Annotated in this window: 15 protein-coding genes; 12 read left to right on the forward strand and 3 right to left on the reverse strand. The window is 59.0% G+C overall.

What is annotated here, in order from left to right:
* Positions 1 to 77 precede the first annotated feature (77 nt).
* The 6 genes from D0544_RS13270 to D0544_RS13295 all read left to right on the forward strand — a co-directional run bounded on the left by D0544_RS13270 (position 78) and on the right by D0544_RS13295 (position 5613).
* Positions 78 to 395, forward strand: a complete 318-nt coding sequence (locus tag D0544_RS13270; protein WP_125016912.1) for a hypothetical protein — start codon at positions 78 to 80, stop codon at positions 393 to 395.
* Between the two features lie 557 nt (positions 396 to 952).
* Positions 953 to 1348: a hypothetical protein gene (locus D0544_RS13275; RefSeq protein ID WP_125016914.1), complete on the forward strand. Its 396-nt coding sequence runs from the start codon at positions 953 to 955 to the stop codon at positions 1346 to 1348.
* Entirely contained in the window at positions 1263 to 2069 is an 807-nt protein-coding gene (locus D0544_RS13280; RefSeq protein WP_125016916.1) for a substrate-binding domain-containing protein, read from the forward strand. The genes D0544_RS13275 and D0544_RS13280 overlap by 86 nt, the downstream gene beginning before the upstream one ends.
* Positions 2069 to 3532, forward strand: a complete 1464-nt coding sequence (locus D0544_RS13285) for a sensor histidine kinase (RefSeq protein WP_125016918.1) — start codon at positions 2069 to 2071, stop codon at positions 3530 to 3532. Before D0544_RS13280 ends, D0544_RS13285 begins: the two co-directional genes overlap by 1 nt.
* The gene (locus tag D0544_RS13290; RefSeq protein ID WP_125016920.1) at positions 3532 to 4833 is read left to right on the forward strand and encodes a sigma-54-dependent transcriptional regulator; all 1302 of its coding nucleotides are present in this window, start codon (positions 3532 to 3534) and stop codon (positions 4831 to 4833) included. Before D0544_RS13285 ends, D0544_RS13290 begins: the two co-directional genes overlap by 1 nt.
* A 486-nt stretch (positions 4834 to 5319) precedes the next feature.
* On the forward strand, positions 5320 to 5613 hold the full coding sequence (locus tag D0544_RS13295; protein ID WP_125016922.1) for a hypothetical protein: 294 nt from the start codon (positions 5320 to 5322) through the stop codon (positions 5611 to 5613).
* Between the two features lie 186 nt (positions 5614 to 5799).
* On the opposite strand, the gene D0544_RS13300 is transcribed toward D0544_RS13295, so the two are convergent.
* Both D0544_RS13300 and D0544_RS13305 read right to left on the reverse strand, forming a co-directional pair.
* Positions 5800 to 6000, reverse strand: a complete 201-nt coding sequence (locus tag D0544_RS13300; RefSeq protein ID WP_125016924.1) for a helix-turn-helix domain-containing protein — start codon at positions 5998 to 6000, stop codon at positions 5800 to 5802.
* A 50-nt stretch (positions 6001 to 6050) separates the two neighbouring features.
* Positions 6051 to 6293 carry a hypothetical protein gene (locus D0544_RS13305; protein WP_125016925.1) on the reverse strand — a complete coding sequence of 81 codons (243 nt, stop codon included), beginning with the start codon at positions 6291 to 6293 and terminating at the stop codon, positions 6051 to 6053.
* A 386-nt stretch (positions 6294 to 6679) separates the two neighbouring features.
* On the opposite strand from D0544_RS13305, the gene D0544_RS13310 reads away from it, so the two are divergent.
* Complete coding sequence (locus D0544_RS13310; RefSeq protein WP_125016927.1) at positions 6680 to 7030, forward strand: ArsR/SmtB family transcription factor; 351 nt, start codon at positions 6680 to 6682, stop codon at positions 7028 to 7030.
* A gap of 22 nt (positions 7031 to 7052) precedes the next feature.
* Positions 7053 to 8111: an ACR3 family arsenite efflux transporter gene (gene arsB, locus D0544_RS13315; RefSeq protein ID WP_125016929.1), complete on the forward strand. Its 1059-nt coding sequence runs from the start codon at positions 7053 to 7055 to the stop codon at positions 8109 to 8111.
* A gap of 80 nt (positions 8112 to 8191) precedes the next feature.
* Here arsB and D0544_RS13320 read toward each other — a convergent pair whose 3' ends face one another.
* Positions 8192 to 9226 carry an Ldh family oxidoreductase gene (locus D0544_RS13320; RefSeq protein ID WP_125016931.1) on the reverse strand — a complete coding sequence of 345 codons (1035 nt, stop codon included), beginning with the start codon at positions 9224 to 9226 and terminating at the stop codon, positions 8192 to 8194.
* 329 nt (positions 9227 to 9555) lie between these two features.
* Here D0544_RS13320 and D0544_RS13325 point away from each other — a divergent pair, with 329 nt between their 5' ends.
* The 4 genes from D0544_RS13325 (at position 9556) to D0544_RS13340 (ending at position 14106) form a co-directional block, all read left to right on the forward strand.
* Positions 9556 to 9918 (forward strand): hypothetical protein, encoded by a 363-nt coding sequence (locus tag D0544_RS13325; protein WP_125016933.1) that lies wholly within the window; start codon positions 9556 to 9558, stop codon positions 9916 to 9918.
* A 150-nt stretch (positions 9919 to 10068) separates the two neighbouring features.
* A complete protein-coding gene (locus D0544_RS13330) occupies positions 10069 to 10503 on the forward strand; it encodes a type 2 periplasmic-binding domain-containing protein (RefSeq protein WP_125016934.1) in 435 nt (144 codons plus the stop codon).
* 25 nt (positions 10504 to 10528) lie between these two features.
* Positions 10529 to 11665, forward strand: coding sequence for a TonB-dependent receptor (locus tag D0544_RS13335; RefSeq protein ID WP_125016936.1), 1137 nt, complete (start codon positions 10529 to 10531; stop codon positions 11663 to 11665).
* A gap of 11 nt (positions 11666 to 11676) precedes the next feature.
* Positions 11677 to 14106, forward strand: coding sequence for a putative bifunctional diguanylate cyclase/phosphodiesterase (locus D0544_RS13340; RefSeq protein ID WP_125016938.1), 2430 nt, complete (start codon positions 11677 to 11679; stop codon positions 14104 to 14106).
* Positions 14107 to 14152: the final 46 nt, after the last annotated feature.

Consider the following 14152-nt stretch of genomic DNA (forward strand, 5'->3'; position numbering starts at 1 on the left):
AGGAGTTGGCGTCGCGCCTACATGAGCCAGGACTTAGGGTGCTGGATCTGCGATCAGACACAGGGCAGGAGTCAGGCATGCTGTCTCATGCACTTGCCGTTAGCAACGATCCCAGTGTGCTTGCATTGCCATCGAGCGTTTCCGTGTTGGTGCTGGTGAGCGATCCCTTGGATGAGAATCGTGAAGCGTTACGTCAGCGCTGGATTGAGTGGGCCACTGTCCAGAATATGCGACTACTGTGGCTGTTGGGTAGGGTGCAAGACTGGAAGCGCTCGGGACTTGGGGTTGAGCCGGGCGACTATTCAGACAACCTTTCACCGTTACCATCGACGTTTATTATTCCCCGCGGCCTGTGCGAACTGGGAGAACCGGCGATGGTGATTGAGCGTCCCTGATGCGGTGCCTGTGGCTAGCCGGGTTAATGCTCCTACCCTGTGAGGTTGCGGCACAGTGCCGCCAGTGTCATCCGGATGCTGTCGCAAGTTATGCTGCCAGTGCGATGGCTCATGCGGCACAGTCAAGGGCGTTCAAGGAAGAATGGAAAGCGGCGGAGGACCCTCGCTGCCTCAACTGTCATGCACCCAAGGCTGCACGGGGAGTGGTTTGCCTCGATTGCCACCTAGATTCGTTGCATCAAACAAAACAGGCTGGCTGGGCCGAGCCGGTTTGCGCTCGTTGCCATGATGCGCCGCTGGAAAACACCCTTCGCCACTGGCGTCGACTGGAGGCAGCGCCTGACTGTCCACGCTGCCACCTGCCACGGATTCAGCAAGGGGATCACCGCTTCCTCGGTGTTGCGGACCATGCACTGCAGTCCAGCGCACTACAGGCCCGCTGGTTGACCAATCAGGCGGAAACGCAGCTTCAGCTTGTGTTAGCTAACCGGGCGGCCCATGCGTTGCCAGGCGGTAGCAGCGGTCGGGCGCTATGGCTGATGTTCGAAGGGGGCGGTATGAGCTTTGTGTTGCAGCGCTACGGTTGGTTTCAGGACCATCAGGGGCAATGGCATGACCGCTCCCTTCCGCCCGGCACAACGCGACTCAACGCTCCCATTCCTGAGCGTACCGGGGTCAAATGTTGGCGCATTGTTGCGTGGTTACAAACCCGTGCGGGTGACCTGGACAGGCGGCAGGATGCCGGCTTTGTGATACCTTTGGGCATTGACCCTACACTTGCTACGGTCAACAATGGCTGTATCGCTTCAATAACAAAAACAATACAGCAACAGGATAATAATGATGCCATTCAAAAGGTTACTTTTGATGCTGTGGCTACTGGGATGGAGCTGCTCGGCTTTGGCGGACAGCGCGCCGATTCGTATCGGACTGACCCCGGTCTTTCTCGATGAACAGCTCTCCTTTCTAAACGATTGGAAACGCTATCTGGAAGCCAAAGTGGGCGGTCCGGTGGAGTTCATTCAACGGCAAAGTTATCGCGAGGTAACCGAACTGCTGCTTGCCGGTGAGCTAGACGCTGCATGGCTCTGTGGTTATCCCTATAGTCAACACCAGAAGCGCCTGCGCCTACTGGCCACACCACTTTACCAGGGCAAACCACTGTATCAGGCGTATCTGGTTGTTCCCAGCGACGATACTCAAACTCAGTCACTGGATAATCTACGCGGTAAAACCTTTGCCTTTTCGGATCCGGACTCCAATTCAGGCTACCTGGTGGTACAGTCGTCATTGCGTGAGCAGGGGCGGGACGCACGCAGCTTCTTTCGGCGCAGTTTCTACACCTGGTCGCACCGCAACGTGGTCCAGGCGGTGGCCGATGGATTGGCCGATGGCGGTAGCGTTGATGGTTATGTCTGGGAGTTGTTGGCCCAAAGCAATCCTGATCTGGCCAGCAAAACACGGGTGGTATCCCGTTCAGCCCACTATGGCTTCCCCCCTTTTGTGTCTCTGCGCGAGGCAAACCCTGCCAGTCAACGCCTTCAAACCGCACTGTTCGAAATGAGCCTTGACGCGCGCGGGCAGGTACTGCTGCAGAGATTAGCGCTGGATGGTTTTGAGCGTTCACGCCCGGACCTCTATCACTCGATTGCTGAAATGGCAGAGCGCCTCTGATGCTATCGCTATTGAGCGATCTCAGCTACCGGGTCAAGGTGCCAATCAGCCTTGCGCTGGCGATTTTAATCTCGGGGCTGGTGATTACGGTAGTTTTGATTGGCCAGGGTGAGCGAGACTTGCGAGACGACCTTTTCGAGAGTGCGCGTGATGTCGGCGGCGTGCTTTCCAACACCCTGACCCCCCTCATGCGGCACGATGACCTGTGGCAGGCCTATCGGATGTTGCATCATGCAACGGAAGAATCCGGGCTGGCAAGCCAGCGGCTGCTACTGGTGGTGGATAATCAGCAGCAGGTTTACGTGTCCAACCAGCCTCGTCGTTTTCCAGTCAAAGCAGATCCAGGACAAGGGAATCCGGAGGTTGGCCAGTTGCTAAAGCGCCTGCAGCAGGATGCGTTGATCACCGACCAGCTCTATAGTCAGCGCAGCGACCAGAATCTTTACGTGGTGTTGTCATTGGTGGATGACCGGGTGCGCATCGGTTGGTTGATCATGGGTTATCCCAAATCACTCCTCACATCACGCCTCTATGACCTTTACTGGCGGGTGACTTTCAGCGCCTTCGCGGTCATCGTACTGCTGATTCCAGTGGGATGGTGGATCGGTAAGCAGATGGTCAAGCCTCTTAGCCTTCTACATCAGAGCATGGCGCAGGTAGGACAGACCCCTCTGAGTGAGATCGCGTATCAACCGCCTAGACGTAAGGATGAAATCGGCAAGCTGGGTGAGCAGTTTGGGCAGATGCTTGACTCACTGGCAGAGAAGGAGCGACTGGAGTATCAGATGGTGGCATCGGAGCGGCTAACGGCGATCGGGCGCGTAGCGGCCGGCGTTGCTCATGAAATCAACAATCCCTTGGGGGGTATGCTCAATGCGCTCAATACCTTCAAGCGCTTCAGCCAGGCGGATCCGGTGGCGGCTAAAACCGCATCGCTGATCGAGCGAGGCTTAATACAGATCAAAGATACTGTCTCGGTGCTGCTGGTCCAGGCCCGGGCCCAAAGCCACCCTTTCACACCTAAGGATATATACGATGTGATCGCGTTACTGGCGGCGGACGCGCGTAAGATGGGAGTGCAGCTGGATTTTCAAACCGAAGGTGATAAGCCGACGGAGCTGCCCTCAACGCCGATCCGGCAGATCCTGATCAATCTGACTCTGAATGCGATCCATGCTAGCTCGGAGCGCAGTACTGTCAAAGGGATGATCCGATTTGCGCCGGAAGGGATATTGATCAGCGTCGAGAACAGTGGGCCGACCATCCCGACTGAGAAGCTAGGGCGATTGTTTGAGCCTTTCGTGACAGACAACCCGAGGGCGCATGGGCATGGGCTGGGGCTTTGGGTGACCTATCAGTTGGTTCAGCAGCTCAAAGGCGAGGTAGTGGTGGTGTCTGAAGATGGACTGACCCGGTTTTATGTTCATCTGCCCGAGATAGAGCGATCAGAGGAGGTGAAGTGATGGTGAGCGTGTGTCTGGTAGAGGACGACCCGATCATGGGCGAATCACTCAAGCAGCGCTTTGAGCTGGAGGGAGTTGAGTGCGACTGGTTCGAAAGCGCCGAAGAGGCACTGCCCAGTCTGCTCAAGGGGCGCTACGGCGTGCTATTCAGTGATATTCGCCTGCCGGATATGAGCGGTGAATCTCTTTTCGACCAACTGCTGGAACAAGGGCAAGGGGTTCTTCCAACCCTGTTTATGACCGGGCACGGAACAGTGAACCAGGCAGTGGGGCTGCTCAAGCGGGGCGCTGCAGACTACATCACCAAACCCTTCGATCTGGATGAATTGCTCGCAAAATTGAAACAGATCTGCCCGGAGCTGTTTATGGTGGTAACCGAAGCTGTACCGGTACTGGGCATCTCCGAGTCGATGCGACAGATCGAGCAACAACTTCGACGAGCAACGCGATTCAATGTGCCGGTATTGATCACCGGACCGTCGGGTGCAGGTAAGGAGCACGCGGCCCAATTCTTCCGCGATCAACTGGCCGCGGGTAAACCCATGCCGTTTGTATCGATCAACTGCGCCGCGGTGCAGGACTCTCTGTTGGAAGCAGAGCTGTTTGGTCACGAGAAAGGCGCCTTCACCGGAGCAGACCGGCTGCGACCGGGGTTGTTCGAGCAGGCCGATGGCGGCGTGTTGTTTCTCGATGAGCTGGGGGAGATGTCGATGGCGATGCAGGCCAAACTGCTGCGTTCCCTGCAAACCAGCACTATACGCCGTGTAGGAGGGCGGGAAGATCTGCCAGTGAGCGTCCATCTGGTGTGTGCCACCAACCGAGACCTGCAGTCGAAGATCCGAGATGGCAGTTTCCGCGAAGACCTCTATTACCGAATCAATGTCGTTCATGTTGATATTCCGCCGCTCAGCGAGCGACCGGAAGATATACGCTGGTATGCAAATCGCCTTTTGGCTGGCTGTCCGCGACCCGACAACAGCGCTCCCTATCAATTTAGCGCGGCGGTTGAGGGGTGGCTGGCTCGTCAGCCTTGGCCGGGCAATATCCGGCAGATGAAAAACCTGATTGAGCGTGCCTGCATCAACAGCGACTCCTCTCAATTGGAGCTGAGTCTCTTCGACCGGCCCCGGCTTCAAACTGAACCCGGCGACTCCGATCTAAAGGGCTATATGGAGCAGTGCGAGCGTGAACGGATCAGCGCTGAACTCGAGCGTTGTGCTCACCAGATCAATGATACCGCCGGGGCGCTCGGCATCAGTCGCAAAAACCTATGGGAGAAGATGCGTAAATATGGCTTGTAATACGCATTTTATCTGCCTGCTGATGACCATTTAGGGAGCATGCGAACAAGTTTTTGACTATGAGCCAATAGTGCGACCTTATCCTCGACTTTGTACTCAGAAATATGATCCGCAAATTGACCTCTGGTGGCGATTCAAGGAATTCGTGAACAGACAATTAAATGCAAATAGGGCAGTGATCAAAAGTATTTACAATTTTGCATTTCAGTAATTCCGGGTTGCGGCCAGGGAGTGAGGCGGATCGGTGTTAATCGGAGCTGGTCAAAATCCTGTTTTTGCGCGTAACCTATTGAATTTTATTGGTTATGACGATTTAAACCGCTTCAGATCCTATGCCGGTCTGCTCTCCGGAGGCTGTCGCCTCAGGCGACATGAGGGTTTATACAGTCTGTTTGGACGCCGCAGGCCTCGCTATGCTGGCCCTGAACACACCATCAATCTCACTCACTACCGTTCCGGCCGCCGCGGGTCGAAGGAGTCTACGCCATGTCCAGCGAACCCATCCAACCCCTGCGGGTCGAGTACCGCGAACCGTTGCTGGCCGTTGCCGAGCCAGTTCTGGAAGGCGAGGGGGGCAGCATTACCAAAGGGGTGACCCGGGCGGGGGAACCCTGTGTGGTGGTGAATGAGAGCGCCCTGATGGACCTGCTGGATGAGGAGGATCAGATGGATGCCATCAAGTGCTACCTGTTTGCCAGCGAAGCGGAGCGGGATCAGTACATTCAGCAGCGTTGGAGTCTGGCCATCCAGTGGTACCGGGAGCGGCTGTCACGCGGGTAACCGCAGGGTTCTGCCCGGTTGTACGCCGCCATCCGCTTTATTGATCTGGCCGGTAGGCCCTTCAGCCGTTGGCGGGTACTGTTGTCCACTGTCCTCGACGCGTACTATCGTGTCAGGTTTTAGGCCGCTACCTTTTTAGGTGCAAACCCTGAGTCAGTTTTAAGTGCACATCAACACCATTCAAGCCTACTGAACCCGTTCAAGCAGTTCACCCACTTCACAATCAAACAAATCGCACAGCTTTTCTATCGTCTCCAGGTCGATGCGCTGGGCTGTTTCCTTGTAAAGCAGGGTCACGGTATTGCGGTTGAGCCGGGTCTCGCGTGCGACATCCACAATCTTCATTGTTCGTTCGCCCATCAGTCGGGCCAGATTGCATTTAATCACGCCGCAAAGTCTCCAAAATGAAAAACATCCTCATAAAGCGGGTAGACCTGTTAGAGGACCTTAGCCGCTATACCCAGCACATAGCCGATGGACGCGGCGAACACCGTCAACGAAAGAAACAGCAGCAAAACCAGCAGGGCCAGTTTGCGTGCGCCGGCAGCGGTCGTGGGTTGGCGAAGCGCGCCATACCAGCGGGCCAGCCCGTCGGCCGCCAGCATCAAAATGCCGCAAACACTAATGACCATCAGGATGCCGCTAAAAAGCAGTAGGGATGAAAGGATAGGGTTGCCCATGGTGATATCTCCTGGGTGATGGATCGATTCTCAGGAGTGTAAGGCGGTTTTTTTGTGAGAGAAGAGTATAAGGGTGGCCAAGGAAATGAAGCCTCTCAGGCCCCTGCTCAGTCACATAGCAGGTGGTACTAAAATGGGTGCCCCTCAGGCTTCAGATAGAAGTACGAATGATTGACCTCGGCGAAAAACCCTTATATACGAATAAGCATATATACTCATTACAGAAGCTGAGATGACGCTTAAAGCTAGGGTGTTGTTCCTCTGAGCCGAGAACCCGGCGAGTTTGCAAATGGCGATGGGGATGATGGGTTCAAAAAGATGGCGCAAGAGATCGCCGAGCGTATCAATATGTTCGCGCCCGTAATCCTCAATAAAGGTTGATTGGTATGCAGTCTATTCCCGCTTCGGTTTTTAAATGTTTGAGTGACGAAACCCGCTTGCGGACGTTGCTGCTCGTTCAGGCGGAAGGCGAACTGTGCGTGTGTGAAATCGCGGCTGCGCTGGATCTGTCACAGCCCAAGGTGTCGAGACATTTGGCGCAATTGCGCAACTGTAACCTGCTGCAGGACACCCGGCATGGCCAGTGGGTCTACTACCAGCGCCATCCTGACCTGTCCGCTTGGGTGGTTGACGTGTTGGGGCTGGCCGCGGGTGCCTGTCGCGCTCAATTGGATTCCGATCAACAACGCCTGCAACAGATGGGCGATCGGCCCGCACGCCAGGCAGCATGCTGCTGAGATTTTGTTAAGGAGAACAACGATGGGCTTATTTGAACGTTACCTTTCGGTCTGGGTCGGGCTTTGCATCCTGATTGGCGTATCCGTCGGCAATACCTTTCCGGCGATTTTTTCACTGATTGCCCAATTGGAGTACGCCCACGTCAATCTGGTGGTGGCGTTGTGCATCTGGGTCATGATCTACCCGATGATGATCCAGGTGGACTTCGCGGCCATTAAGGATGTGGGCAAGCGCCCTAAAGGGCTGGTGATGACACTGGTGATCAACTGGCTGATCAAGCCCTTCACCATGGCCGCGCTGGGTTGGCTGTTCTTTCGTGTTATTTTTGCCGACTGGGTCGACCCGCAGTCGGCCAGCGAATACATCGCCGGGATGATCTTGCTCGGCGTGGCGCCCTGTACCGCGATGGTATTTGTCTGGAGCCAGCTTACCAAGGGGGATCCCAACTATACCCTGGTACAGGTGTCGGTGAACGACCTGATCATGGTGTTTGCTTTTGCTCCGATCGCCGCTTTTCTGCTCGGTATCAGCGATGTCGAGGTGCCCTGGCAGACGCTGCTGCTCTCGACCGTGCTGTACGTGGTGCTGCCGCTGATTGCAGGCATTATTACCCGGCGCAAGCTGCTCACCTCCGGTGGCGAGCAGAGCCTGAACCATTTCGTACACCTGTTGAAGCCGTGGTCGGTGATTGGCCTGCTGTTTACGGTCGTGCTGCTGTTCGGTTTTCAAGCCGAGACGATCCTGACCCATCCGCATACGATTCTGCTGATCGCCATCCCCTTGTTGCTACAGACCTATGGGATCTTTGCACTGGCCTATTTCTGGGCCAGGAAGTGGCGTCTGCCGCATAACATTGCGGCCCCCGCTTGCCTCATTGGCACCTCCAATTTTTTTGAGCTAGCCGTAGCGGTAGCCATCTCGCTATTTGGGCTTCACTCGGGTGCAGCGCTGGCTACCGTTGTCGGCGTTTTGGTGGAGGTTCCGGTGATGCTGTCGCTGGTGGCCTTTGTGAATCGGACCCAGCACTGGTTTGAGCCTCGAAGGGAGCCGTTGACGGCACCCGAGTCTTCGAACGCATAGCATTCTAAGTTAGCCCCTGAATTGGAGGGGATAGCACACCCACTGGATACAAAGAGGCGCTTGGGATAAAGCAGAGGGGCTCAGCCCCCCGGCGTCTCCTCCAGCAGCACACGTATATCCGCCAGCAGCTGGGCGGGCAGCTCCACCCCATCGGCAGCGGTCTGGCGGCGCGCGGCAAAGCGGCGTTCGGAGGGCAGGCGGGCGCCCTGGGCCTGAATCGATTGGAACAGGGTCTCGGCGCGTTCGAGGTGACGCGGTGCCTCCTCTCCGAGAAAGCGTGCGGGGTCGAGGGCCAGGATCAGCTCGCCGTGGTAGGGCAGGGCATCCACACCCCCGTCCCAGGCTTTGGATTCGGCGCTGGTCAAATCGCCAATCAGGGGGCCTGCAATCAGCTCGATCATCGCCGCCAGCGCCGATCCCTTGTGCCCGCCGAAGGCCAGCATGGCGCCTTTAAGGGCCTCGCTGGCATCGGTGGTGGGGTGGCCGTCGCTGTCGATCGCCCAACCCTCGGGGATCGGTTCGCCGCTGCGGCGGTGCAGCTCAATGTCGCCCCGTGCAATGGCGCTGGTGGCAAAGTCGAACACAAAGGGATCCCTGTCCGGGCGCGGCCAGCCGAAGGCGAAGGGGTTGGTGCCAAAGGCGGGGCGCCTGCCTCCTGCCGGGGCTACCCAGGCGTGACTCGGGTTGCAGGCGAGGCCGACCAGCCCGGCCGCGGTGATGGCCTCAATCTCGACCCACAGCGCTGAAAAATGGACGCAGTGGTTAATCGCCATCGCCGCAATCCCGCAATCCCTGGCCTTATCGATCAGCAGCGGCAAGCCCCGCTTGAAGGCGAGGGGCGAGAAGGCCTGGCGGGCATCGACGCGGACAATCGCCGGCGCCTGGTCATGGACCTCGGGTTCGGCGTCGGGGCTGACCTTGCCCGCCTTCAGCGAGCGAATCAGCCCCAGCAGGCGGTAGACACCATGGGAGGCGCAGTTGTCCGCCTGGCCGGCCATCAGGGTGGCGGTCAGCTGTTCTACGTGGGGGGCGGAAAAACCGTGGTAGCTCAGCACCTGCTGGCACAGCTCACGGAGCTCCTGCAGTGAAATTCTGGCGGTAGTGTGCGGGGCCATACGGGGTCCTTGCTACGGGAGGCCGACGTTAAACGGCCAGTGGATAAAGGCACTGATTGGGCATTATCCCTGCCAGGGGCGGTACAGCCTTGCGGCTGGGCCATGATCGTGACGATATTGGCATAGTGCGCGGCGGCTGAAGTTTCTGCAAGCCGGGTTGTGGAGGGGGGTAAGCCTTCAGGCCTAACCTGGCCTCAATGGTAAAAGGCGGGCAACGGTGACCCCTGGGGCGGGCTGACAGAGGACGTGTAGCCTCTCCATCGGCGCTTTAAACCCTGTTCAGGCAGTGATAGGATCAGCCTCTTTTCGCTGCGCATTTAAGGTTTTTCATGAAATATCGACTGCTTTTGTGGCTCATTTCCCTGGCTTACCGGAGAGCGGTGCGGCGCAACGCCGCGATGCGCGAGTACCTCGACGGGGTGCAGAAAACCATCCAGTTCACCAGCGACCAGCCGGTGGTCAGTCGTTACCTGCGCTTCGAGAGCCAGGCCCTGGCCAGTGCCGCCGGCCTTACCGAGGCGGATATGACGATCCGCTTTGTCACCCCCGCTGAGGGGTTCTCCATCCTCTGGGCGATGGCCCGCGGCCGCGATAAGAACGCCTTTATGCGCGCCATCCAGGAGCAGACCGTGCGGGTGGAGGGCGACCCCATGCTGCTGCTCTGGTTCCAGAAGTCGATGAAATACCTGTAACCCGACAGGGTGGAAGTTCCCGGGGCAGGGAATCTATTTTTGTACGTGAGTCACAAATAGCGGCGCAAATTCAGCCGGGGTATCCGCTTTGGTATAGCTTCTGGTGATACCGTTTTCACCGGGTTACTCGTACAGAGACTAAGGACATCCATGCACCCCATCTGGCGTAGCCTGCCGCTGATCCTGCTGCTGATGCTGCTGACGCGATCAGGCGCTCTCTATGCCGAGCAGACCCAGATCATCGCCCATCCCGGTGTGCCGGTGTCCTACCTTTCGTTTCAACAGTTGAAAGCGATCTTTACCAGCAAGCAGAGTGTGTGGCCAACGGGCGAGCGCATCAGCCTGTTTGTGTTGCCGGCTTCCCACCCCCTGCAAAAAGCGTTTTGTGCCGAACAGATGCGGCTTTACTGTTACCAGCTGGAACGCAGCTGGCAACGGTTGCTCTACTCCGGCTTCGGTACGCCGCCGCAGCAGGTGGAGGATGAGCGGCAGCTGGTCCAAAAGGTGGCGTCGACTCCCGGCGCCATCGGTTTTGCGAGAAAGGATTATGTGGACACGCAGATCAAGATCATTCGCGTTCGCTAGCACCCTGGTGGCCGGGATGGCTGCGATGGGTGGGCGATCCGGCACGGTGCTGGCGGAGGAGCTGGTGGTGCACGGCTTTGTCTCCCAGGGGCTGGTCTACACCGACCATAACGGCTACATCGATGACGATGCCGGCTGGAGCGGTAAGCTTTCCAGTGCCGCCCTCAATGGCTCCGTCCAGTTAGGGGAACGGTGGCGTCTGGCGGGGCAGGGGATGTACCTCAATGGCGGTAACCGTTACCGCGAAGGGGGACGCCTCGACTACCTGCTGTTGGACTACAGCCTGCTCCACTACCTGGAGGGGGAGGTCCATTTGATGCTGGGGCGCTACAAAAACGCCCACGGCCTTTACCGCGACACCCGCGATGTGCCCTCGGCCCAGCCCGGTATTATCCCGCCGCAGTCGGTCTATTGGGATATCTACCGCGACATTACCCTCAATACCGACGGCGCCAGCCTGCTGGGCGTCCACTTCAGCGAGGCGGGCACTTTCGAGTGGCAACTTAGTGGCGGCAGCACCGACATCGACAACGACACCCTCAACTGGGTGCTCGGCCCCCGGGCGCGGGGCGATCTTGAAGAGGACTATGTGGCCCAGGGAAGCCTCTATTTCACCGAAGCCAGTGAGCGTTGGAAGCTGGGGGTCAGCAGTCTCTACTCCAAGTTGCGCTATGACAGCAGTGACCCCTCAACGGCGTTGTCGGGTAAATCACGGGTGTGGGAGAGCATCCTCTCGGCGCAGTACCGAAGCGAGCGCTGGGAGTGGACCTTCGAGTACATCTACGACCGCTTCGAGTTCAGGGGGCTGTTCAGCCCGCTGTTCAATGAGCGGGTCAACAGCGATGGCTACTACCTGCAGGCGCTCTACGACCTGAGCCCAGGGCTGCGCCTGATGATGCGCTACGACGCCCGCTACCTGGATACTTCGGACCGCGATGGCCACAAGCGCGAGCGGGTCACCGGCCAGCCCGAGTACTTCGCCTACGCCAAGGACCTGACGGCGGGTATCAGCTGGCAGGGCGGCGATCAGTGGGTGCTGCGGGGCGAGTATCATTACATCGACGGCACTGCCTGGATCGCGCCGCAGCTGTTTTCCGATGTGCAAACGAACGACTCCCGCTACTGGAGCCTGTTCGCTCTGCAACTCTCCTACTGGTTTTGAGCGGGGCCCCCATGCGGTTTATGAGCCTGCGCTGGAAGTCCCTGGTGCTCTACACGCTGCTGTTGCTGACCCTGCTGGGCAGCCTGACGGCACTCACCCTGGTCTGGTTTGATGAGTACCAGCGTAGCGACCAGCAGGCCCGTGTCGAGGAGCAGCGCAGCAACATCGAGCGCGTCCTGCGCCTTAACAGCCAGATGGTGATCCGCTCCCTGGAGTCCTTCCTGGACCAGGGGCGGGACCTGCTGCTTGAGGGGGGCTCGGTGAGCATGGCGGCGGCCTTCAGCGGCTTTTGGGAGAGCAACGCGCTGCGTAACGATTATGAGCATGCCTGGCTGTTCGATACCCAGGGTGCGGTGTTGGCTGAGTGGGGAGCACCTCACCCCTTTCGCTGGCAGCAGGGGGTCTCGGACGTACTCCGCAACCTGGCGCCAGTGGAGGCGATCCGCTGTAAGCAGCTATGCCTGCATTACACCGCGTTGCCTGCCCACTGGAGCGGAAGCGAGGAGCGGGTTCTGGTGATCGCCTCTTCGCTGATCCAGCCGGTGATCTCCCTGCGGGAGGTGCACCGGGTCGACATCGCCCTGCTGATCACCGATTCCGGCAGCCGATTTGGTGACTGGCCTGTGCGCATCCAGTCCCTCTCCAACCGGCCGCTGCTGGAGCCGGTACTGCGTGAAGCCAGTGCCCGCTATGGGTTGAGCGAACTGGTGGCGGGGAGCCGGCGGATTGCGGTGAACGACCACTATTACCTGCTCTGGTCACAGCCGTTGGGAAGCGAACCGGAATCGGGACAACTGCTTTTTATCGAGGATGTGACCCAGCAGGAGGAGGCACTTAACCACTACCTGTGGCAGGTTTCGCTGCTGGCGCTGGCGATCCTGCTGGTGGGGCAGGGGATTGGCACCCTCGCCTACAGCGCCCCCATCCGGCGCCTCAATCTCCAGGCCCGGGCACTGCCGCTGCTGGCCTACCAGCGCTTCGATGAAGCCCGCGCACTGCTGCGCCATGAGCCCGCTTACGTGGCAGACGAGCTCGACCAGCTGGAGGCGGCCGGCGTCCAGCTGGCGGACCAACTTGAGGCGCTGACCCGGGAGGTGCAGCAGCGCACGGAGCAGCTGGAAAAGATGGCGCTGTTCGATCCCCTCACCGGCTTGCCGAACCGGAACTGGCTGCTGCAGTTTCTCAGTCGTTCGTTGCAAACCCTGAATTCCGACCAGCAGCTGCTGGCGGTACTGCTGCTCGACCTGGACGATTTCAGGCGCATCAACAACACCCTGGGGCACGCCATTGGCGATAACCTGCTGGTGGCGCTCTCGCAGCGGCTGGCCAATCGGCTGCAGGGGCGTGAGATGGTGGGGCGCTTTGGTGGCGATGTGTTTGTGGTGATACTGCCCCAGGCCCAATCCCGCGAGCGGGTACTGGCCACTATCGACTCGCTGATGGAGGAGATCCGCCAGCCCCTGCAGCTGCTCGACCAAACCTTTGTGATCGCCGCCAGCCTCGGGGTCACCTTTGCCAGCCCCCAGCACCAGGGCGGGGCGGAGGAGCTGATCAAGCAGGCGGACACCGCCATGCATGAAGCCAAGGCACGGGGCAAGAACATGTTCTGTATCTTCGACAAGCAGATGACCCGCAGTGTCGAAACCCGGGTAGCGATGGAGCAGGAGCTGCGCCAGGCGGTGGAGCAGCGCCAGTTCTGCCTCCACCTGCAACCCCAGGTATCGCTGGCCAGTGGCCACCTGACCGGCTTTGAAGCCCTGATCCGCTGGCGACATCCCCAGCAGGGGCTGCTGGCTCCCGCCGCCTTCCTGATCGACCTGGAAAACAGTGAGCACAATATCCCGGTGGGGTTCTGGGTCATCGAGCACGGCCTTGAGATCCTGGCGAGCCTTTGCCGCCACACCGGGCTTAAACTCAAGCTGGCGATCAACATGAACCCCGAGCTGTTTCTCGACAAGCGGCTTACCGCTCTGGTGCAGCAGCAGCTGGCCAGGCAGGGGCTCGCTCCCAGCCAACTGGAGCTGGAGCTGACCGAGAGCTTGCTGGTGGAGGATATGGGGGCGGTAGCGGCGCAGATGGCAGCGCTAGCGCGGATGGGGGTGACCATCGCCATCGACGACTTCGGCACCGGTTATTCGTCGCTGGCCTACCTGCGCCAGTTACCGGTGGATGTGCTCAAGATCGATCGTTCCTTTGTCGCCAACGTGCCCGGCAACCAGAAAGATGCGTTGCTGGTCTGCAGTATCCTGTCGATGGCCAAGCAGCTGCAGCTGCAGGTGGTCGCCGAAGGCATCGAGAACCCGCAGCAGGCGGAGTTCCTGCGGCAGCAGGGATGCCCCCTGGGCCAGGGGTTCGGCATCGCCCGCCCGATCGACGAAACCGAGCTGCTGGCGGTGCTCGACGCGCGCCTGCAGCAGGGTCGCTGGCTGGACGTCGACTGAGCCTTGTGGCATAAGCGGCGGGACAGGCTCGGATAATAAGGAAAAG

Origin of the sequence: Aestuariirhabdus litorea, from assembly GCF_003864255.1 — a bacterium.
GTDB lineage: Bacteria > Pseudomonadota > Gammaproteobacteria > Pseudomonadales > Aestuariirhabdaceae > Aestuariirhabdus > Aestuariirhabdus litorea.